19 protein-coding genes and 1 pseudogene are annotated in these 20,188 nt (G+C 68.1%); 8 read left to right on the forward strand and 12 right to left on the reverse strand.

What is annotated here, in order from left to right; all coding sequences use genetic code 11:
- Nucleotides 1-122 precede the first annotated feature (122 nt).
- The 4 genes from ACOZHM_RS10255 to ACOZHM_RS10270 are packed head-to-tail and all read right to left on the reverse strand — an operon-like array spanning nt 123 to nt 3,666.
- Nucleotides 123-797: an ABC-type transport auxiliary lipoprotein family protein gene (locus ACOZHM_RS10255; RefSeq protein WP_421569151.1), complete on the reverse strand. Its 675-nt coding sequence runs from the start codon at nt 795-797 to the stop codon at nt 123-125.
- A complete protein-coding gene (locus ACOZHM_RS10260) occupies nt 794-1,720 on the reverse strand; it encodes an MlaD family protein (protein ID WP_421569152.1) in 927 nt (308 codons plus the stop codon). Before ACOZHM_RS10260 ends, ACOZHM_RS10255 begins: the two co-directional genes overlap by 4 nt.
- A 3-nt stretch (nt 1,721-1,723) precedes the next feature.
- On the reverse strand, nt 1,724-2,554 hold the full coding sequence (locus tag ACOZHM_RS10265) for an ABC transporter ATP-binding protein (protein WP_421569153.1): 831 nt from the start codon (nt 2,552-2,554) through the stop codon (nt 1,724-1,726).
- A complete protein-coding gene (locus ACOZHM_RS10270; RefSeq protein WP_421569154.1) occupies nt 2,554-3,666 on the reverse strand; it encodes an MlaE family lipid ABC transporter permease subunit in 1,113 nt (370 codons plus the stop codon). Before ACOZHM_RS10270 ends, ACOZHM_RS10265 begins: the two co-directional genes overlap by 1 nt.
- Before the next feature lie 104 nt (nt 3,667-3,770).
- On the opposite strand from ACOZHM_RS10270, the gene ACOZHM_RS10275 reads away from it, so the two are divergent.
- Nucleotides 3,771-5,030 (forward strand): threonine/serine ThrE exporter family protein, encoded by a 1,260-nt coding sequence (locus ACOZHM_RS10275; RefSeq protein WP_421569155.1) that lies wholly within the window; start codon nt 3,771-3,773, stop codon nt 5,028-5,030.
- 81 nt (nt 5,031-5,111) lie between these two features.
- Here the strand turns inward: ACOZHM_RS10275 and ACOZHM_RS10280 are convergent.
- The 3 genes and pseudogenes from ACOZHM_RS10280 to ACOZHM_RS10290 all read right to left on the reverse strand — a co-directional run.
- A pseudogene (locus ACOZHM_RS10280) lies at nt 5,112-5,477 on the reverse strand (H-NS family nucleoid-associated regulatory protein); the annotation flags it as partial.
- Between the two features lie 151 nt (nt 5,478-5,628).
- Nucleotides 5,629-7,320, reverse strand: a complete 1,692-nt coding sequence (locus ACOZHM_RS10285; protein ID WP_421569156.1) for a proline--tRNA ligase — start codon at nt 7,318-7,320, stop codon at nt 5,629-5,631.
- 124 nt (nt 7,321-7,444) lie between these two features.
- A complete protein-coding gene (locus tag ACOZHM_RS10290; RefSeq protein ID WP_421569157.1) occupies nt 7,445-7,822 on the reverse strand; it encodes a DUF4124 domain-containing protein in 378 nt (125 codons plus the stop codon).
- Between the two features lie 103 nt (nt 7,823-7,925).
- Between ACOZHM_RS10290 and pssA the strand changes: the two genes are divergently transcribed.
- The 3 genes from pssA to rimI are packed head-to-tail and all read left to right on the forward strand — an operon-like array spanning nt 7,926 to nt 9,705.
- Entirely contained in the window at nt 7,926-8,705 is a 780-nt protein-coding gene (pssA, locus tag ACOZHM_RS10295; protein ID WP_421569158.1) for a CDP-diacylglycerol--serine O-phosphatidyltransferase, read from the forward strand.
- A 56-nt stretch (nt 8,706-8,761) separates the two neighbouring features.
- Nucleotides 8,762-9,211 (forward strand): hypothetical protein, encoded by a 450-nt coding sequence (locus tag ACOZHM_RS10300; protein WP_421569202.1) that lies wholly within the window; start codon nt 8,762-8,764, stop codon nt 9,209-9,211.
- A complete protein-coding gene (gene rimI, locus ACOZHM_RS10305; RefSeq protein ID WP_421569159.1) occupies nt 9,208-9,705 on the forward strand; it encodes a ribosomal protein S18-alanine N-acetyltransferase in 498 nt (165 codons plus the stop codon). The genes ACOZHM_RS10300 and rimI overlap by 4 nt, the downstream gene beginning before the upstream one ends.
- An 83-nt stretch (nt 9,706-9,788) precedes the next feature.
- Here the strand turns inward: rimI and ACOZHM_RS10310 are convergent, their stop codons facing one another.
- The 3 genes from ACOZHM_RS10310 to ACOZHM_RS10320 all read right to left on the reverse strand — a co-directional run bounded on the left by ACOZHM_RS10310 (nt 9,789) and on the right by ACOZHM_RS10320 (nt 14,589).
- Nucleotides 9,789-12,614 carry a valine--tRNA ligase gene (locus ACOZHM_RS10310; RefSeq protein WP_421569160.1) on the reverse strand — a complete coding sequence of 942 codons (2,826 nt, stop codon included), beginning with the start codon at nt 12,612-12,614 and terminating at the stop codon, nt 9,789-9,791.
- 72 nt (nt 12,615-12,686) lie between these two features.
- Nucleotides 12,687-13,112 (reverse strand): DNA polymerase III subunit chi, encoded by a 426-nt coding sequence (locus ACOZHM_RS10315; protein WP_313347853.1) that lies wholly within the window; start codon nt 13,110-13,112, stop codon nt 12,687-12,689.
- Entirely contained in the window at nt 13,099-14,589 is a 1,491-nt protein-coding gene (locus tag ACOZHM_RS10320) for a leucyl aminopeptidase (RefSeq protein WP_421569161.1), read from the reverse strand. Before ACOZHM_RS10320 ends, ACOZHM_RS10315 begins: the two co-directional genes overlap by 14 nt.
- A 104-nt stretch (nt 14,590-14,693) precedes the next feature.
- On the opposite strand from ACOZHM_RS10320, the gene lptF reads away from it, so the two are divergent.
- Nucleotides 14,694-15,773 (forward strand): LPS export ABC transporter permease LptF, encoded by a 1,080-nt coding sequence (lptF, locus tag ACOZHM_RS10325; protein WP_421569162.1) that lies wholly within the window; start codon nt 14,694-14,696, stop codon nt 15,771-15,773.
- Nucleotides 15,770-16,876 carry an LPS export ABC transporter permease LptG gene (gene lptG, locus ACOZHM_RS10330; RefSeq protein WP_421569163.1) on the forward strand — a complete coding sequence of 369 codons (1,107 nt, stop codon included), beginning with the start codon at nt 15,770-15,772 and terminating at the stop codon, nt 16,874-16,876. The genes lptF and lptG overlap by 4 nt, the downstream gene beginning before the upstream one ends.
- A gap of 28 nt (nt 16,877-16,904) precedes the next feature.
- Here the strand turns inward: lptG and ACOZHM_RS10335 are convergent, their stop codons facing one another.
- On the reverse strand, nt 16,905-17,378 hold the full coding sequence (locus tag ACOZHM_RS10335) for an RDD family protein (RefSeq protein ID WP_421569164.1): 474 nt from the start codon (nt 17,376-17,378) through the stop codon (nt 16,905-16,907).
- Nucleotides 17,379-17,446: 68 nt separating this feature from the next.
- Here ACOZHM_RS10335 and xerD point away from each other — a divergent pair, with 68 nt between their 5' ends.
- A complete protein-coding gene (gene xerD / locus ACOZHM_RS10340) occupies nt 17,447-18,424 on the forward strand; it encodes a site-specific tyrosine recombinase XerD (protein WP_421569165.1) in 978 nt (325 codons plus the stop codon).
- A 10-nt stretch (nt 18,425-18,434) separates the two neighbouring features.
- Here the strand turns inward: xerD and ACOZHM_RS10345 are convergent, their stop codons facing one another.
- The gene (locus ACOZHM_RS10345; RefSeq protein ID WP_421569166.1) at nt 18,435-19,226 is read right to left on the reverse strand and encodes a hypothetical protein; all 792 of its coding nucleotides are present in this window, start codon (nt 19,224-19,226) and stop codon (nt 18,435-18,437) included.
- Nucleotides 19,227-19,372: 146 nt separating this feature from the next.
- On the opposite strand from ACOZHM_RS10345, the gene ACOZHM_RS10350 reads away from it, so the two are divergent.
- Nucleotides 19,373-20,152 carry a thioredoxin fold domain-containing protein gene (locus tag ACOZHM_RS10350; RefSeq protein ID WP_421569167.1) on the forward strand — a complete coding sequence of 260 codons (780 nt, stop codon included), beginning with the start codon at nt 19,373-19,375 and terminating at the stop codon, nt 20,150-20,152.
- The last annotated feature ends 36 nt before the right edge of the window (nt 20,153-20,188 follow it).

A 20,188-nucleotide genomic window follows, 5' to 3' on the forward strand; every position in this document is an offset into this window, starting at 1 on the left:
TGGGTAGCTGGCGGTGAACGGCTTCGGGCGATTGTGCCGCGCTGCGCGCGGTTGCCACGCATGGCGTGGCACTACGTGCACCCGACATTTTCCGTAGAGCCACGCCATGCGTGGCTCACCCATCACCGCAACCGCGTCGGCGTGACCTTGGCCTGCGCGTAATCGGCCTGGCCGGTTGTCAGCGTCCAGCCCACCAGCTCGGTGGTGATCCCCTGCAGGCCCTTCTCGAAGGCCTGCGCCACGTCGCCCGTGGTCGTGCTGCCCACCGGCTGTTCCTGGCGGAACGTGCGGTCGGCGACCACGCGCTGGTCAACCACATGGATCAGCTTGGCGTTGATTTCGATGAAGGCGGTCGGCGTGGCCTGTCCGCGGTAATCGGATTCGAAGCGGCGTACATCGAGCGCCAGCTTGTAGTCGGCGCGGATGCCGGTGGTGGCGCGGGCCACACCGCCAATACGGCCGGAATCCTCGAAGGCGCGCACCAGCGCATCGTCCACCATGTCGGTGGCCGGCTGCGCCCAGCTCACGCCCTTGTAGACCTCCAGCTCACCCGGGTTGGGGCGCACGTTGATGCGCGGGCTGTCCACCACGCGTGCGGCGGTCGGTTTGACCAGCACCAGCTGCCAGTCCACCTTGGGCCAGCTTTGGTCCGGCTGGATGCGTACCACCGGCGAATAGATGGTGACCGCGCTGCGCTCGTTGCTGCCCAGCAGCGAACACGCGCCCAAGGCGACCATCAGCGCGGCCGGCAGCAGCAGGCGGGGCAGGGCGGCAGGCAGGAGAGGAATGTGGCTCATTTGGGTTCGAACTCCTTCGGCGCGTCACGGCCCAGCAGGTAGCGGGCCGGGTTGTTGTCCAGTTTGTCGCTGACCCGGCGCAGGTCGCGGATCAGCCCGCGCAGCTCGGTCAGCGTCGGGCCCAGCTGGGCCAGGCCATCGTTGGCGAAGCTGTTGATGGCCGCGCGGTTCTCGCCGAGGATCGAATCGGCATTGCCGGCCGCCGAATCGAGCTTGGTGAGCGTGGTTTCCAGCTTGTCCAGGATAGGCGGCAGCTGCTGCACCAGGTTCTTGTCCAGCCGCTCGATGGTGCCGTTGGTGGTCTTGAGCGTGACGTCCAGGCTCCGCGCGGCGTCGCGCGCGCTGAGCAGCAGCGCCTGGGTGCCCTGGTCGCGGTCGGCCAGGCCGCCGCTGATGGTTTCCAGGTTGGCCAGGGTGGCGTTGATGCTGGCCACGTTGCGGTCGCTCAGCACCTGGTCCATGCGCTCGACGATGCGGTTGGCCACGTCGGTGATGTTCTGCAGCGCCGACGGCGTGGTCGGAATGATCGGCGCCGGGTCCTTGTTGACCGCCGTCAGCGCCTGCGCCTGCGGGGTGCCGCCGCTGAGCTGGATGATCGACGGGCCGGTCAGGCTGGTGATGGCCAGCTTGGCGCGGGTGTCGGTCTTGACCGGGGTATTGGAATTGAGGCGGATGCGCGCGACCACCTGGCGCGGGTCGTCCGGCACCAGGTTGAGCTCGGTGATGGAACCGACCGCGATGCCGTTGTACTGCACCGGGCTGCCCACCGACAGGCCGGTGACGGCCTCGCGGAACACCACCCGGTATTCGGTCCAGGTGCGGTCGGAGGAGTACTTGGCCGCCCACAGGCCGAAGGCCAGCAGGGCCAGCCCCACGATCAGGGTGAACGCGCCGATCAATACGTAATTGGCTTTGGTTTCCATGGCTTACTCGCTCTCAGGCTTTGCGGCGCGCGCGGCACGTGCGCGCGGTCCGTGGAAATATTCCTGGATCCACGGATGCTCCAGTTGTTCGATCTCATGCAGCGGTGCGTTGGCGATCACCTTGTGGTCGGCCAGCACCGCCACCCGGTCGCAGATCGCATACAGCGTGTCCAGGTCGTGGGTGATCAACAGCACGGTCAGGCCCAGCGCTTCCTGCAGGGTCTTGATCAGCCGGTCGAAGGCGGCCGCGCCGATCGGGTCCAGCCCGGCGGTGGGTTCGTCCAGGAACAGCAGCGGCGGGTCCAGCGCCAACGCACGGGCCAGGCCGGCGCGCTTGCGCATGCCGCCGGACAGCTGCGAGGGCAGCTTGTTGATCGCGTCGGCCGGCAGCCCCGCCAGCTTCACCTTCAGCAGTGCCAGTTCGTAATGCCAGCGCTCGGGCAGCTCGCCGTGGTGCTCCTTCAACGGCACCTGTACGTTCTCGCCGACGGTCATCGACGAGAACAGCGCGCCGTCCTGGAACAGCACGCCGGTATTGCGCTCGATGTGCAGGCGGTCGGCGCGATTCTCCGAGCGCGCATCCACGCCTAGCACCTCGATCTGCCCGGCATCGGGCGTGCGCAGGCCCAGGATGCTGCGCATCAGCACGGATTTGCCGGTACCCGAGCCGCCGACCACGCCGAGAATCTCGCCGCGGCGTACGTCCAGGTCCAGATTGTCGTGCACGGTCTGGCTGCCGAACCGGTTGGTCAGCCCGCGCACCCGGATCGCCAGCCCGGCGTCGTCGGCCAGCGTGGTGAGGGTGTCTTCGTCGGTAGCGGTCGCAGTCGTCATCACCAATCCATGTGCATGAACCACAACGCGGCGAACGCGTCGATGATGATGACCAGCGAGATGGTCTGCACCACGCTGGAGGTGGTGCGTTCGCCCACCGACTGCGCGGTGCCTTCCACCTTCAAGCCTTCCAGGCAGCCGATCAGGCCGATCACCGCCGCGAAGACCGGCGCCTTGGACAGGCCTACCAGCATGTGCCGCACTTCAATGGTGTCGTGCAGGCGCGCCAGGTACATCTGCGGCGGAATATCCAGGTCGAACGCGCCGACGGTGACGCCACCGGCCAGGCCGGCGATCATCGCCACGAAGGTCAGCAGCGGCAGGGTGATGAGCAGGGCGATGATGCGCGGCAGCACCAGCAGGTCGACCGGGTCCAGGCCCAGGGTCCGGATCGCGTCGATTTCCTCGCGGGCCTTCATGGAGCCGATCTGCGCGGTGAACGCGCTGGCCGTGCGGCCGGCCAGCACGATGGCGGTGAGCAGCACCGCGAATTCGCGCAGGAAGGCGATGCTGACCAGTTCGACCACGTAAATTTCCGCGCCGAAGTCGCGCAGGATCGTGGAGCCCAGGAAGGCGATCACGGCGCCGACCAGGTAGGACAGCAGCGCCACCAGCGGCACCGCGTCCAGGCCCACCTGCTCCATGTGGTGCACGGTGGCGGTGAGGCGGAACCGGCGTGGCTCGCGCAGCAGGCGGCCGCCCTTGACCAGGTTTTCGCCGAGGAAGCTGGCCAGCGCCACAATGTTGTGGCCGGTGGCGTGCACGCTGACACCCAGCCGCTCCAGCGCGGCCAGCACGCCGAAGTCGCGCTTGGGCTTGGGCCGGTCGTCGGCGACCTCTTCGATGGTGCAGACCAGCGCGCGGTGCTCCTCGCGGAAGGTTAGTGCGTCCTCCGGCAGGTCGGCGCGATGGGCCACGCGCAGCACCTGCAGCACGCCGGCCGAATCGAGCTGGGTGATGCCGCTGGCATCGATCCCGGTCACTTTGTCGGGTGCCGCGCGCAGCACTTCGGCCGCGTCGAGCGCGGTACGCAACGTCCACTGTCCGGACAACCGGATCACGCCGGGGTCCTGTGGATCCTGTTCGAGTTGGGGGGCTTGGTTTGGCGTCATGGGGCGTCCTGCGCGCAGCATAACCTGTCTGCGTGGAGGCCAAGTGTGTGCACGGTGCGACATCGTTGTTCAGCCCGGGCAGGCTTCGGGTAATACTACGTCGCATGTCTGCCGACGCTCCCGCCATTGCCACCCCCCCAGCCACCTACGCACAGCGTGTGGCGTTCGTCTGTGAGATCGCCGGGCGCCTGCACAGCTACGGCACCACCGCCCAGCGCCTGGAAGCGGCCGTGGTCGCGCTGGCGCAGCGGCTGGACCTGGACTGCGAGCCGTGGTCCAACCCGACCGGGCTGATCCTGAGTTTCAGCGACCCGACCAAGGCGATCGGCTCGTCGGACATCACCCGCGTGATCCGCCTCGCACCGGGCGAGAACGACCTGCATAAACTCAGCATCGCCGACCAGATCACCGACGCGGTCGCCAACGGCACCATGAGCATTGCCCAGGGCCACACCGCCCTGCGCCAGCTCGACAAGGATCCGGGCCGGCGCGGCAAGATCCGCATGATCCTGTCCTACAGCCTCGGCGCCGCCGGCGTGGCCGGGCTGTGGAAGCTGCCGTGGCTGGATATCGCCACGGCCGGGATGATCGGGCTTCTGATCGGGCTGATGACCCTGGTGACCGACCGCCGCCCGGCCAGCCGCGAGGCCAGCGAGGCACTGGCCGCCCTGCTGGCCGGCACGGTGGCGGCGCTGGTCGCCTCGTTCATCGGGCCGCTCAACCTCAACACGGTGATCATCGCCTCGCTGGTGGTGATGCTGCCCGGTATGTCGCTGACCAACGCGGTCAACGAACTGGCCAGCCAGCATTGGGTATCGGGCACGGCACGCTTCGCCGGTGCGATCACCACCATTCTGAAACTCACCGTGGGCGCGGTGATCGCGGTGACGCTGTCGGGCATTCTCGGGCTGGACCCGTTGGTGCGTGCGTCGCGCCCGCAGGCCGACTGGGTGGAATGGAGTGCGCTGCTGCTGGCGTCGTTCGCCTTCGCGATGTTGTTCAAGGCCAACCGCCGCGATTACCCGTGGGTCATGGCGGCGTCGGTGGCGGGCTATGCCATTTCCAAATTCGCCGGCCAGGCCTGGGGGCTGCCGGCCGGTATTTTCATGTCGGCCATGGTGATGACCGCCGCCGGCAATCTGTTCGGCCGCATCGTGCAGCGCCCGGGCGCGATCATCCGGCTGCCCGGCATCATCATGCTGGTACCCGGCAGCACCAGCCTGCGCGGCGTGCTCACCCTGGTGCAGCAGCAGGACATGAGCGCCGGCCAGACCGTGCTGATGACCGTGCTGAACGTAGTAATGGCGCTGGTGGCGGGATTATTGTTCGGCAACCTGCTGGTACCGGCACGAAAGAATCTGTGAGTTATTGAGAGTTTATGAAACAAAAAAACGCCGGCATCCTGGCCGGCGTTTTGAAAACGAGCGCGAATCGCGCCTCGCTTACTTCTTGATCAGGAAATCTTCCACCTTCTTGCCCTTGCCGGTATGCGCGGCCAGCCAGCGCGGCTGCTTGCCACGGCCCGTCCAGGTTTCCTTCGGATTTGCCGGGTTGCGGTACTTCGGGGCCACCTTGCCGAGCTTGCGCACGGCCTTCTTGGCCGGCGCGGCCTTGGTGGCGCGGCCGCGGGTGGGGGCGGCAATACCGAACACTTCCTCGACGCTGTAACCGTGGGCCTTGGCCAGCTTGGTCAACTGCGCACGCACCTTGGTGACAGCGGGGCGCTTGGCGACGATGGTCTGCTGTTTCTTGGCGTTCTTGATCAGGGCGCCCAGCTCTTTGGCGGACAACCCGCTCAGGTCAATACTCATCAACTGCTCCGGAATCAAATGAAGGACGGGGGTCAGCCAGTCCTTGGCGTCACCAACAGCATACATTCTCATTTGAAGCCTGCACAGCAAGCAGAAAAAATCAATGAAAACGGGATAATAAAAAGCCGGGATATTTCACCCGGCTCTGTCATCACTTGGTCAGCGTTGCCATGAGTGCGTCGCGGTCCAGATTCTCCGCTTCGCTCGCGCGGCGCGAGCGGTACTCGTAGGTGCCCGCGGCCACGCCGCGTTCGGAGACCACCACCCGGTGCGGCACGCCGATCAGTTCCATGTCGGCGAACATCGCGCCCGGACGCAGGCCGCGATCATCCAGCGCGGCATCCAGGCCGGCGGCCTGCAGCTGCGCCAGCAGTTCGGCGGCGGCGGCGTTGACGCTTTCATCCTTCTTCGGATTGATCACGCACACCACCACCTGCCACGGCGCCATCGCGTCGGGCCAGATAATGCCGGCGTCGTCGTGGTTCTGTTCGATCGCCGCGGCGACGATGCGCGAAATGCCGATGCCATAGCAGCCCATCGCCATCACGGCGGCCTTGCCGTTCTCATCCAGCACGGTGGCATTCAGTGCCTGCGCATACACGCGGCCCAGCTGGAACACGTGGCCCACTTCAATGCCGCGCGCGACCTTCAGCTCGCCACCGTCGGCGGCGCGGTCGCCTTCCTTCGCGTTGCGGATATCGGCCACTTCCGGCTCGGGCAGATCACGGCCCCAGTTGACGCCGGCAATATGGAAGCCGGCTTCATTGGCGCCGACGACGAAATCGGCCATGGCCGCGACGTCGCGATCGGCAACGATGCGGATCGGCTGCGCCGGATTGAGCGGACCCAGGAAGCCCGGTTCGCTGCCCAGGTGGGTGGCGATCTCGGCCTCGCTGGCCATGCGGTAGCCCTGCAGGCCCTCCACCTTGCCCAGCTTGATCTCGTTGACGTCGTGGTCGCCACGCACCAGCGCCAGCACGAAGCCGGCCTCGGTCATGACCGCAATCGACTTCACGGTGCGCTCCAAGCCCAGGCCCAGCAGCGCGGCAACCGCTTCGCAGGTCTTCTGGGTGGGCGTGTCCACCTTGCGCAGCGCTTCGCTGGCGGCCGGGCGCGGGCCCGGGGCGGCGGCCACGGCCGCCTCCATGTTGGCCGCGTAATCCGAACCGGTGGAGAACACCAGCGCGTCTTCGCCGGAGTCGGCGATCACGTGGAATTCCTGCGACGCGTCGCCGCCGATGGCGCCGGAATCGGCCTGCACCATGCGGAAGTCCAGGCCCAGGCGGGTGAACACGCGGGCGTAGGCGGTCTTCATGTTCTCGTATTCGCGGACCAGGCAGGCCTCGTCCAGATGGAAGGAATAGGCATCCTTCATCAGGAACTCGCGCGCGCGCATCACGCCGAAGCGCGGGCGGATCTCATCGCGGAACTTGGTCTGGATCTGGAAGAAGTTGACCGGCAGCTGCTTGTAGCTGGACAGCTCCTGGCGCGCGAAATCAGCCGCAGCCTCTTCGGCGGTCGGGCTGTAGCAGAACACCTGCTCCTTGCGGTCCTTGATCTTGAGCAGCTGCGGGCCGAACTTCTCCCAGCGCCCGGTAATCTCCCACAGTTCCTTGGGCTGGATGGTCGGCACCTGGAACTCCACCGCACCGGCGCGCTCCATTTCCTCGCGCACGATGCGCTCGACCTTGCGCAGCACCCGCAGCCCCAGCGGCGACCAGATGTACAGCCCCGAGGCCAGCTTGCGGATCATGCCCGCGCGCAGCATCAGGCGGTGGCTGGTGAGCTCCGCGTCGCTGGGGGTTTCCTTGGTGGTATGCAGGTGGAACTGGGAGAGGCGCATCGTCGGCTTCGCTGAACGGCGGAAAGCCTACATTCTGCCAGCCCAGCCCCAATCGACCAACGGTCGATACCTACCGCCTCCCCTGACGGGCACACGACCGTTGGTCGTGTACCCGTCAGGGCCCTCAGGCCGCCGGCTTGCAATACGCCTTGATGGCCGCCTCGGCCAGGCCCTTCTGGCTCTGGCGCTGGGTGTCGTCCAGCGGGGTGTCCGGCTTGCCGTCGCCGTTGGTGTCCTGCATTACCGCGCCCTTGCCGTTGAGCAGGGCCAGGTTGTTGCGGGCGGTGGTGCAGTCGGCCGATTCGGCTGGCGCGGCGGCCGCCGCGGGGCGGGGGGCCGGATCACGGCTCTGGATCTGGCGCTCTTCGGCCTTCTGGCCGGTGGGCGGCTTCTCCGAATACTGGGTCACGCCGTTGGCATCCTTCCACTTGTAGACGGTACCGGCGCTGGCCGAAGCGCTGGCGAGCAGCAGCAGGCAGCACACGAGGGGCAGGGCACGCATGGCAACTCCGGGCAACGGGGGATTGGAGCGCGATTGCAGCATTCCCGCCCCGCGCTGGCAAGCCTCCCCCCAAAAGGGGGCCGCAGCCACTAAACTGGCCGGCATGGATCAGATGAAACCCCCGCCGCGCTCGCGCAGCATTTACCTGCTGCCCAACCTGTTCACCACCGCCGGCCTGTTCGCCGGGTTCTACGCGATCATCGCGGCGGCCAACGGCGACTTCGTCAATGCCGCCATTGCGGTGTTCGTGGCCGCGGTCATGGACGGGCTGGACGGCCGGGTGGCGCGGCTGACCGGCACCAGCAGCGAATTCGGCGTGCAGTACGACTCGCTGGCCGACCTGGTCAGCTTCGGCATGGCCCCGGCGCTGGTGATGTACCACTGGTCGCTGTCCTGGCTGAAGTTCGACGACCCGGTGATGGGCCGCGTCGGCTGGGCCGTGGCCTTCCTGTATGCCGCCTGCGCCGCGCTGCGCCTGGCGCGCTTCAATACCCAGGTCAGCGTGGTCGACAAGCGCTGGTTCATCGGCCTGGCCAGCCCGGCCGCCGCCGGCCTGATGATGTCCTTCGTCTGGGCCTTCGCCGACGGCAACCTGGGCTGGGACGGCAACCAGCTGCGCTACGTGGCGCTGGGCGTGACCCTGGTGGCGGCGCTGCTGATGGTCAGCCGGATCCGCTTCTGGAGCTTCAAGGGCAGCGGCGAGAAGGGTCCGCGCGCAGACCGCGTGCCGTTCCTGGCGCTGGCCCTGGTACCGATCGCGATCGCGATCATGGTCATCGACCTGCCGCGCGTGCTGTTCGCGGTGGGCATCGTCTATGCGCTGTCGGGCCCGGGCTACTGGCTGTGGCAGCGCACCCGCAAGACGGCCGAGCCTGGCGCGTGAGCATCCCGGCCGACCCGCCGCTGTGGTCCGCTGCGCAGCAGTCCTGGCTGCAGGCGATGGGGTACACGGTGTTCGTGGACGGCAACGTGGAAGCGGCCGTGCCCGACCCCGGGATCGAGCTGGGTGTGGCCGCTGCTGCGGCTGCGACGCCGCCGGCACCGGCGCGGGAACGCGCGGTGCAGGCACCACGGTCGGTCGACGCTGACGCGCCGCCGGTGGCGCCGCGCAGTGAACCCGCACCTGCGCGTCGCACGGCCCCTGCCAACACCGACGATCCGATGGCCGCCGCGCCGCGCGAGCGCGCCGCCGGTGGCCGCCGTGCGACGGTACGCATGCCGGACCGGCTGCAGATCGCCTTGTTGCGGGCGTCCGGCTGCAACCCGGCCGCTGCGGAGACGCAGGCACTGATGGCCAGCTGGAACCTGGACGCGCTGCGCGCCGATCCGGCCGCCAAGCGCGCCCTGTGGCCGCAGCTGAGGGCACTGCGCAAGCGGGGCCAGGCGTGAGCGCGGTCAGCTCGCCGCGCCCGCTGTCGCTGCGCGCGCTGCGCGAGGGCGACCTGGATGCGGTGATGGAGATCGAGCTGCGCGGCTACCCGTTCCCGTGGACGCGCGGCATCTTCGTGGACTGCCTGCGTGCGGGGTATCCGGCGCTGGCGCTGGAAGACGATGGCGTGCTGGTCGGTTACGGGGTGTTGAGCATCGCCGCCGATGAGGCGCATGTGCTGAATGTCTGCGTGGACCCGAGCTGCCAGACCCGGGGCCTGGGCCGCATGCTGTTCCGCGCGCTGGTGTCGCTGGCGCGCGAGCACGGCGCGCAGCGGGTGTTTCTGGAAGTACGCCCGTCCAATACCCCGGCGGTGGCGCTGTACCACAGCGAGGGGTTCAACGAGATCGGCCGACGGCCGCGCTATTACCCGGCGCGTGATGGCCGCGAGGATGCGCTGGTGATGGCGATCGAGCTGGTGGACGACGACATCCAGACGATGCCGCCGTTGTAGGACGAAAAGCGGCCGGGCAGAGCCCGGCGCTACGGCGACCAACGTTGTTGGTCGCCTGCCCGGAAGCCGACCGACAGTCGGCGTTACAGCTTCCCGCGCTGCGCGACCAAACCATCGAGCTGGGCGGTCCATTCGACCAGGCGCACGCGCTCCTGTTCGATCACGGCCGGCGGCACCTTGTCGGTGAACTTCGACAGCTTGGTGGCGCTCTTCTCCTTCTCCGCCTCCACCCGCGCGATTTCCTTGTCCAGGCGCGCACGCTCGGCGTCCAGATCAACCAGGCCTTCCAGCGGCACCAGCAGCTTCAGCTCGCCGACGATCGCAGTAGCGGCCGGCGGGGTTTCCGCATCGGCTGCCAGCCACTCGATGCGCTCCAGCTTGAGCAGGAACGACAACGACGAGGTGAAGCGGGCAACCCGGTTGCGGTCGTCCTCGCTGCCGCCCTGCAGCAGCAGGCTTACCTGCTTGGCCGGCGGCACGTTCAGTTCACTGCGCACGCGGCGCAGGGCGCTGACCATCGACTTCAGCCATTCCACGTCGGCTTCGGCGCGCACGTAGTCGCCGGCGAATTCCTCGGCGGTCGGGTAGGCGCGCAGCGAAATGGTGTCGCCGGCGATCCCAAGACGCGGTGCCACCTGGCGCCACAGCTGTTCGGTCACGAACGGGGTGAGCGGGTGCAGCAGGCGCAGCAGCGCCTCCAGCACGTACAGCAGGGTGTGGCGGGTGCTGGCGGCATCCTCGGCGTTGTCGCCGTTGAGCGCCGGCTTGGTCAGTTCCAGGAACCAGTCGCAGAATTCATTCCACGCGAATTCGTACAGCGCCTGCGCCAGCAGGTCGAACCGGTAGTTGGCGTAATGCGTCTGCGCCTCGGCCGACACCGCCGCCAGCCGCGCCAGGATCCAGCGCTCGGCATCGGTACGCGGCTGCGGCACGCCGTCGAACTGCGCGCCCTCGGTGTTCATCAGGGTGAAGCGGCTGGCGTTCCACAGCTTGTTGCAGAAGTTCTTGTAGCCCTCGGCGCGGCTCATGTCGAACTTGATGTCGCGGCCATGGGTGGCCAGCGCGGCGATGGTGAAGCGCAGCGCGTCGGCACCGTGGGCGATGATGCCGTCGGGGAAGTCCTTGCGCGTGGCCTTCTCGATCTTCGGCGCGTCCTTGGGCTTCATCAGCCCGGTGGTGCGCTTGGCGACCAGGTCGTCGATGGAGATGCCGTCGATGATGTCCAACGGGTCGAGCACGTTGCCCTTGGACTTGGACATCTTCTGGCCCTGCGCATCGCGGATCAGGCCAGTGATGTAGACGTCCTTGAACGGAATCTTCCCGGTGAAGCTGTCGGTGGCCATGATCATGCGGGCCACCCAGAAGAAGATGATGTCGAAGCCGGTGATCAGCACCGACGACGGCAGGTAGCGCTCGAAACCGCGCTCGGCCATGGCGGCCTCGTTCGGCCAGCCCAGCGTGGAGAACGGCCACAGCTGCGAGGAGAACCAGGTCTCCAGAACGTCGCTGTCCTGGCGCAGCACCACGTCGGCGCCCAGGTGGGCGCGCGCGCGCGCGTCGGCCTCGTCGCGGCCGACGTAGCAGGTGCCGGCGTCGTCGAACCACGCCGGAATGCGGTGGCCCCACCACAGCTGGCGGCTGATGCACCAGTCCTGGATGTTCTCCATCCAGTGGCGATAGGTGTTGATCCAGTTGGCCGGAACGAACTGGATCGAACCGTTCTCGACCAGCTCCAGGCCACGCTTGGCCAGCACGTCCATCTTCACGAACCACTGGTCGGTCAGGTACGGCTCGATCACCTGCTGGGTACGGTCGCCGCGCGGCACCTGCAGCTTGTGCGCCTTGGTCTCGACCAGGATGCCCAGTTCTTCCAGCTCGGCCAGGATCACCTTGCGCGCTTCGTAACGGTCCAGCCCGCGGTACTTTTCCGGGGCGTTGTCGTTGATCGCCGCCACCGGAGTGAACAGGTTGATCATCGGCAGATTGTGGCGCAGGCCGACCTGGTAGTCGTTGAAGTCGTGCGCCGGGGTGACCTTGACCACGCCGGTGCCGAACGCGCGGTCGACGTAATCGTCGGCGATCACCGGCACGCTGCGGCCCGTCAGCGGCAGGGTCACGCTACGGCCGATGAGGTGCGCGTAACGCGCGTCTTCCGGGTGCACCATGACCGCGGTATCGCCGAGCAGGGTCTCCGGGCGCGTGGTGGCGACCACCAGGTAGGGGCGGGTCTCGCGAAGCGTCTCGTTGCCGTCGGCATCGGTTTCGACGTGCTCGTAGCTGGCGCCGTCTTCCAGCGCGTAGGCGATCGACCACAGGAAGCCGTCTTCTTCCACGCTCTCCACTTCCAGGTCGGAAATGGCGGTCTTCAGCACCGGGTCCCAGTTGACCAGGCGCTGGCCACGGTAGATCAGGCCCTGCTCATGCCAGCGCAGGAATGCCTCGAGCACCGCCTCGGACGGCTGCGGGTCCATGGTGAAGGTGCTGCGCGACCAGTCGGCCGAGGTGCCCATGCGGCGCATCTGGCGCTCGATGATGTCGCCCGACTGCCCCTTCCACTCCCAGACCTTTTCGATGAAGCCGTCGCGGCCCAGCGAATCGCGGCTCTCGCCGTTGCCGGCCAGCGCCAGGTTGCGCGACACCACCATTTCGGTGGCGATGCCGGCGTGGTCGGTACCCACCTGCCACAACGTGTCGTAGCCGCGCATGCGGTGGTAACGCACCAGCGCGTCCATCAGCGTCTGCTGGAACGCATGGCCCATGTGCAGCGTGCCGGTCACGTTCGGCGGCGGCAGCAGGATGGTGTACGGCTCGCCCTTGCCGGACGGCTTGAAGTGCCCGGCCTTCTCCCAGGAGTCGTACAGCTCCGTTTCGAAGGTCTTGGGGTCGTAGCTGGAGGCAAGTTGGGTCATGCGGGGGAACCAGGAGGCTATCGGTAAAGAATCAGGGTGGCGGCACCGGCGATCAAGGGTGCCGCCACGCGCTTACATGTCGTACTTGTTCAGGTCGAAGCCCAGCGCCTTGTACTGGCGCCAGCGCTCGCGCAGCGGTTCGCGCGCTTCCGGGTCGGCCGGCACCACTTCCAGCACGCGGTCGCAGCTGGCCAGGTACGGGTCGTCGCGCAGGTTGATCACCAGCGGGCGGGCCGGGGCCTCGGTGCCGGGCACGGCGATGAGCACCAGCGCCTCTTCCTCGTCCATGTCCTCACCGGCGATCTGGTGCGGAATATAGGCGTCGGCGTCGAACGACCACAGCAGCTCGTCCAGCTCCTCGGCCTGGGCCTGGTCGCGCGCCAGCACCAGGGTGAACAGCCCGGCGTCGTTGGCCTTGCGGGCCAGTTCGCAGACCAGGCGCAGCGGTTCGGTGAGGAACCGCGGCTTGGCGATCAGATAGAAATCAGCTCGCGACATGGGTGCGGCCGACCTGGTCCAGCAGCCACTGGCTCAGCAGCCCGACCGGACGGCCGGTGGCCATGCCGCGCTTGCCTTCGTCGCTGGCCACGCCGGCGATGTCCAGGTGCGCCCAGCGCTGGCCTTCGGTGAAGCGCGACAGGAAGCAGCCGGCGGTGATGGCACCGGCCCAGCGGCCGCCGATGTTGTAGACGTCGGCGAAGCTGGAATCCAGCATCGGCTGGTACTCGTCCCACAGCGGCAGGCGCCAGGCGCGGTCGAACACGTGCTCACCGGCGGCCAGCAGCTCATTGGCCAGGTCGTCGTGCTTGGTCATCAGGCCGGCGGTCTGGTGGCCCAGCGCGACCACGCAGGCGCCGGTCAGGGTCGCCACGTCGACCAGCGCGGCCGGCTCGAAGCGCTGCGCGTAGGTGAGGGCGTCGCACAGGATCAGGCGGCCTTCGGCGTCGGTGTTGCCCACTTCGATGGTCTTGCCCGACATCGCGGTGATCACGTCGGACGGGCGGTAGGCATTGCCGTCGATGGCGTTTTCAACCGCCGGCACCACCACCACCAGGTTCAGCGGCAGCTTGGCGGTGACTGCGGCGACGAAGGTGCCGATGACGTTGGCGCCACCGCACATGTCGTACTTCATCTCTTCGATGCCGCCCTGGGTCTTCAGGTTGACGCCACCGGTGTCGAAGGTGATGCCCTTGCCGACCAGCACATAGGGCTTGGCGCTGCCGCCGTTGTTCCACTTCAGTACCACCAGGCGCGGGCGGTTGGCCGAGCCGCGGGCCACGGCCAGCAGCGAGCCCATGCCGAGCGCTTCCATCTGGGTCTCGTCCAGGATCTCCGCTTCAGCGCCGGCGTGGGCCTGGGCGAAGGCCACCGAAGACTCGGCCAGATAAGCCGGGGTGCACAGGTTCGGCGGCAGGTTGCCCAGCTCGCGGGCATGCTGCACGCCGGCCGCGATGGCCTGGCCCTGGGTCAGGGCCAGGGTGTCGGTGCCGGCGATGGCCAGGGTGAGCAGGCCGGCGGCCTCGGGCTTCTTGGTGCCCAGGGTCGCGGTGTAGCGGTAGCTGGCGTGGTCGGCGGTGATCACGGCCTGGCGGATGTTCCAGGCGGCGTCGCGGCCCTTGACCTCGATCTCGGACAGGGTGAGCAGCGCGTGGCGGTTGATCCCGCTCTTGAGTGCGCGGCTGGCATCGCCCACGGCCTTGAGGTACTGCGGCACGCCGAACTTGGCCGGCTCGCCCAGCCCGACAACCAGCACGCGCGGGGCGGCGACGCCGGGAACGTCATGCAGCAGGGTGGTGGCGCCGGTCTTGCCGCCGACGTCGCCGCGGGCGACCAGGGCGCCCAGGCGGCCGCCCGAAGCGGCATCCAGGGCCTGTGCCGCCGGGCTCAGGGTCTGGTCGGCGTAGGCGCCGACAATGATGCAGTCGACCTCGGCCGAGGCCGGGGTTGCGTGGTTCAGGGTGAATTCCAGGGCCATTGATCAGATTCCGTTGGCAAATCCGTACAATCGCGAGCTGTTTACGTCCCGTCAGTAGACTGGGCAGCACCGCGAACGAATCCGAGAGTTTAAACCACCACCCCATGTCGAAGCTCGATCGCTATCTCCTGCGTGATTTCGTCCAGAGTTTCCTGGCCACCCTCATTGTCCTGCTGGTGGTGAGCGTCGGCGGTGTGCTGGTGGACATCCTCGGCAACATCGCCGATGGCCGCCTGCCCGCCCGCCTGCTGTTCTCCCAGCTGGGCCTGCAGTTCATCGTCTACATGCCGCTGATCCTGCCGCTGGCGCTGATGCTGGGGCTGCTGCTGGCCACGGCCCGGCTGTACCGGGACTCGGAAATGGCGGTGCTGACCGCCATCGGGGTCGGGCCCAAGCGCCTGCTGCGCCCGGTGCTGATGCTGGTGCTGCCGGTGGTGGGGCTGATCGCCCTGTGCTCGCTGTGGCTGGGCCCCTGGGCCGACCGCACCAGCGAACGGCTCATCCAGGAGGCCAACCGCAGCCTGGTCATGGCCGGGCTGGAGTCGGGCAAGTTCACCGCGCTGCCCAACGGCGGGGTGGTCTACCTCTCCTCGGTATCGGCCGATGGCAGCGGGCTGGGGCGGATCTTCCTGCAGCGCCTGCGTGGCGACCGGCTCGAGGTGGTATCGGCCGAGAGCGGCAAGATGTTCTTCGAAGGCGACCGCCAGCGCTACCTGCAGCTGCAGGACGGCCACCAGATCGAAGGTCCGGTGGACGGCGCGCTCGACTACCGGCTGATGACCTTCGCCCGCAACGACGTGGCCCTGCCCGACGGCGCCGATACCCGCGACAGGAACGACCCGGAGCTGATGCCGACCACGCAGCTGTTCGGCGACGAGCGGCCGGAGGCGCAGGCGCAGCTGCATTCGCGCATCACGCCGCCGCTGATCGCGCTGGCGTTCGCGCTGATGACCCTGCCGCTGGCCCGCAGTTCGCCGCGTCAGCAGCGCTACGGGCGGATGATGTTCGCGTTCCTGGCCTACATGGTCGGCATGAACCTGATGTTCATTGGTACCCGGTGGATCGCCGACGGCAAGGTGTCGGGGACCCTGGGTTTGTGGTGGTTGAGCCTGCCGTTGCTGGCGCTGGCCATCTGGATGTACCTGCGTGACGGCAAGCTGTCGCGCCCGCGGAGGACCGCATGAAGTTTCACCCGATGCGGTTCGATTTCTATCTGGGCCGGGCGGTGTTCGGCACCGTCCTGCTCACCTGGGCCGTGCTGGTTGGCCTGGACGTGGTCATGGCGTTCTCCGGCGAGTTCAAGGACGTCGGCAAGGGCTCCTACACCCTGGGCCATGCGGCGGCCTCGGTGCTCTACACCGTGCCGCGCCGTGCCTACACGTTCTTCCCGACGGCGGCCGTGATCGGCTCCCTGATGGGCCTGGGCCAGCTGGCGGCCACCTCGGAACTGACCGCGCTGCGCGCGCTGGGGCTGTCGCGCAAGCGGCTCAGCGCCTCGGTGGCCATTGCGCTGTCGCTGATGACCGCGGTGATGGTGATCAACGGCGAGACCCTGGCGCCGTGGGCGCAGGACCGGTCGGACAATATCCGGGCCAGTGCCAAGTCGGGTCAGAGCTTGGCCTCGTCACGCTACTCGGGCATCTGGGTGCGCGAGGGCGACACCTTCCTCAGTGCGGGCAGTGGCGACGAACAGCTGCTGCCGGGCGGCGGTACGCGGTTGGTGCTGAATGACGTGCGCCTGTACCAGATCGCCGAAGACGGGCATGTGGCTTCGCTGACCCACGCGGGCACGGTCGAGCACGGGGCAGACGGCTGGATGCTGCACAAGGTGCGCCGCGATACGTTCGGTGAGCGCTCGGCCACGCGCACGACGGCCGAATCGGAAAAGTGGGATTCACGGCTGGACGCGGGCGCACTGGCCGCCGGCATGTCCAAGCCGCGCAACCTTGCCGCGCGCGACCTGCGCACCAGCATCGAATACCGCAAGCGCAATGGGCTGGACGCCCGCGATTACGAAGACATCTACTGGAGCCGCTGGTTCTACCCGGTCAACGTGCTGGCGCTGTGCCTGGCGGCGGTGCCGTTCGCGTTCGGTTCGCTGCGCAGTGGCGGCATGGGCAAGCGCCTGTTCCTGGGCATCCTGTTCGCGCTGGGCTTCTGGCTGCTGCAGCTGTTCTTCGGGCGCATGGCCGGCGCGTTGAAGTTCGATTACCGCATCGCGTATGCGTTGCCACCGATCGTGATGCTGGTGGTGTCGGGCATGTTGTTCCGGCGCAAATCGGGCTGACCCGGGAACCGGGTCAACCCGACCCGGCCTACCGTTTCGGCAACCGTTGTAGACGGGTGTTGGACGCCCGGTCATGCCACGTCAGGCGTTGGCGGTCGATCAATGCCCACCACAGGCCCAGGCCGCCGAGCAGGATGGACAGCGTGCCCACCGCGTAACGCAGCCACAGCTGGCGCCGGGTGGGCGCGGTGCCCTCGGCACCCACCACCTGCAACCGCCATGGCCGCATGCCCAGGGTCTGGCCGCCCCGCCGCCAGCTCTCGACGGCGTACAACCCGGTCACCGCCCAGCAGCACCCCCACAACAGCCACTGCAGGGCACTGAACGGGTGGATGTTGTCGCGCGCGGCGTGGCCGGCCGCGTAGCCGGCGGTGAACAGCGCACCGACCAGCATCCACAGCGCCAGCGCGGGGAAGAAGTCGTACACCAGCGCCAGCAGGCGCCACAGCAGCAGCGTGGCGGGGCGGGCGGTGTCGGTAACGGCGGCAGTGGGCGTGCTCATGCGCCGAGCATACCTGCGCCGGCGCGCGTTGGATGGCCGCCGCCGCCCCGGCTCCGTATCCTGTGGGCATGTCCGAAACGCCCACCCCCGCCGCGCGCCGCCAGCTGGTGCAGCACCTGCCCGAGCTGCGCGATGACGACAATGCGCTGATCCAACGTTTCCTGGACGCCATCTGGGCCGAACAGGGCCTGGCCCGGGCCAGCCTGGACAGCTACCGGCGCGACCTGGAAGGGCTGGCCCGCTGGCGCGATGGCGCGGCGGGCGGCCTGGGCGGCATCGACCGGGCCGGCTTGTTCGACTACCTGGCATGGCGCACCCGGCATGGCTGGTCGCAGCGCAGCAACGCGCGGCTGCTCTCCGCACTGCGCGCCTTCTTCGCCGACGCGCTGCGCCGTGGCCAGCGCACCGAAGACCCCAGCGCGCTGCTGGACCCGCCGCGTCTGCCGCGCCTGCTGCCCAAGGCGTTGGCCGAAAGCCAGATTGACGCGCTGCTGGCCGCCCCCGATGTGGAGCAACCGCTGGGGCTGCGCGACCGCGCCATGCTGGAGCTGATGTATGCCGCCGGGCTGCGCGTGAGCGAGCTGGTCGACCTGCCGGCCAATGCGGTCAACCTGCGCCAAGGCGTGTTGCGGGTGACCGGCAAGGGCAGCAAGGAGCGGTTGGTGCCGCTGGGCGAGGAGTCGCAGCACTGGCTGGAGCGCTATCTGGCCGAAGCGCGCCCGCAACTGGCCGGCAAGCGCGCCGTCCCCGCCGCCCGCGACGGCGCGGTGCCGTTGTTTCTCGAGCCCTCACTGCACGGGCTGAGCCGCCAGCAGTTCTGGGTACTGGTGAAGAAGTACGCGGTGCTGGCCGGCATCGACCCGGTCCGGATCAGCCCGCACGGGCTGCGCCACAGCTTCGCCACCCACCTGTTGAACCGCGGCGCGGACCTGCGCGCGCTGCAGATGCTGCTCGGCCACAGCTCGCTGTCCACCACCCAGATCTACACGCTGGTGGCGCGCGAGCACCTGCAGAAGCTGCACGCACGGCATCACCCGCGCGGATAGGCCGCCGGCCTCAGCTGGCGGATTCGCCGGGCCGCCATCGCAGATTCATGCTCATCGCGCGGGGCGGTTTGGGCGGTGCGTCCGCTGCCAACGGCGCCAGGCGCGCGGGAAGCGACGCGGACCGTTCCATATCGCGGACGACGTCCGGGTGTGGCAGGCAATTGGTGGCCACGCGACCGTCGGGCCCCTCGCGGTTGGTGAGCATCTCCGTCCTGAGGTGTCGCAACACGCCCCATTCCACGCCCAGGCAGGCGCCCACGGGGGCACGTGCCTGCAGCGCGTCGAACACGCTGGCGACCGCTTCGGTCAGCGTGAGGGGCGGTTCGCTGCCGGTACTGATCCTGGCGGCGGCCAGTACTTCCGCCCGCAGCGTGTGAAGGGCATTCAGCCGGCCGCTCCACACCGCATCGGCCAGGACGGACAGCACGCGTTCGCGATAGCGGTCCTTTGACAGCAGCGACTCCAATGAGCCGGCAAGGCCGCGCGTGGCGGGGCGGGGATGCGGGTCCCTGACGTGGATCAGCAGGTTCTCGTGGCTGCGCGCGCATGCCGTGGGCGAGGTCACATTGATCAGCGTCTGGCGCAGGTCGGTCAAACGGCGGCTGCGGTCCACGAGCTGGGTGAGGGAAAGCTCGCCTCCCCGCCACTGGCGGGTCAGGCGGGTCTCACGGTTGTGCAGCGCCACCAGCGCCGTGCTGAAGCGCAGGCCGTTGCCCGGTGAGCGCACGCTCAGCTTCACTCGTGCCGACACACTGCCCGTGACGTGGGCCTTGAGCCAGAGGAGCGCCGGGGAGATTCGCATGTCGGATGGACGTCCTTTCGGGGGTAATCATCTTCCTCACGTGCGTGTACGGGGGCTTTCAACATTCGCTCACGCCGCCGTGGGCGTGCAGGCTTCACCACGGTGGCTGTGCGAGAATCGCGCCATCTCTCACCGTGGAACACCCGATGCTTCGTGTCCTTACCGTCGCCCTGTTCGGTGCGCTCAGCCTGACGGCCTGCGCCCAGCCGGCCGCCCCGGTCGCGTCCCCGGCGGCCAAGCCGACCGCCAACGCGGCGCCTGCCACCAACGCCAACGCCGAGCAGACCGTGCGCACTGCGCTGACGAGCCTCGACCCGAAGTTCAAGCCCGATTACGTCGGCGCCGCACCGTTCCCGGGGTTCCGCGAGGTGCTGGTATCCGGGCAGGTGCTGTACGTGTCCGATGACGGCCGATACCTGATGCAGTCGCAGCCGTACGACATCCAGAACCGCAGCCCGGCCAGCAGTGCCGGCTTGCTGGCCTACCGAAAGAACTTGCTCGACAAGGTGCCGCGCAGCGAGCGCATCGTGTTTGCCGCGCCCAACCCGAAGCACACCATCACGGTGTTCACCGATATCGAATGCGGCTATTGCCGCAAGCTGCACCAGGACCTTCCCGAGCTCAACCGCCAGGGCATCACGGTGGAATACCTGGCGTTCCCGCGCATGGGGCCGGCCAGCCAGGACTTCGTGGACATGATTTCGGTGTGGTGCGCCGTGGACAAGCGCGCGGCGCTGACCGCCGCCAAGGGTGGCCAGGCGGTGAAGCCGAAGAACTGCACCAGCCCGGTGGCGATGCAGTACGCGCTGGGGCAGCAGGTAGGTGTGAGCGGCACGCCGGCGATCTTTGCCGCCGACGGCAGCCAGCTGGGCGGCTATCTCACGCCGGCCCAGCTTGCCAAGGCGCTGGAGCGGCAGGCGAACTGATGTGACTGTGCAGGCCGGAGGCAATGCCTCCGGCCT

Origin of the sequence: Stenotrophomonas sp. PD6 (genome assembly GCF_049199305.1) — a bacterium.
Lineage (GTDB): Bacteria > Pseudomonadota > Gammaproteobacteria > Xanthomonadales > Xanthomonadaceae > Stenotrophomonas.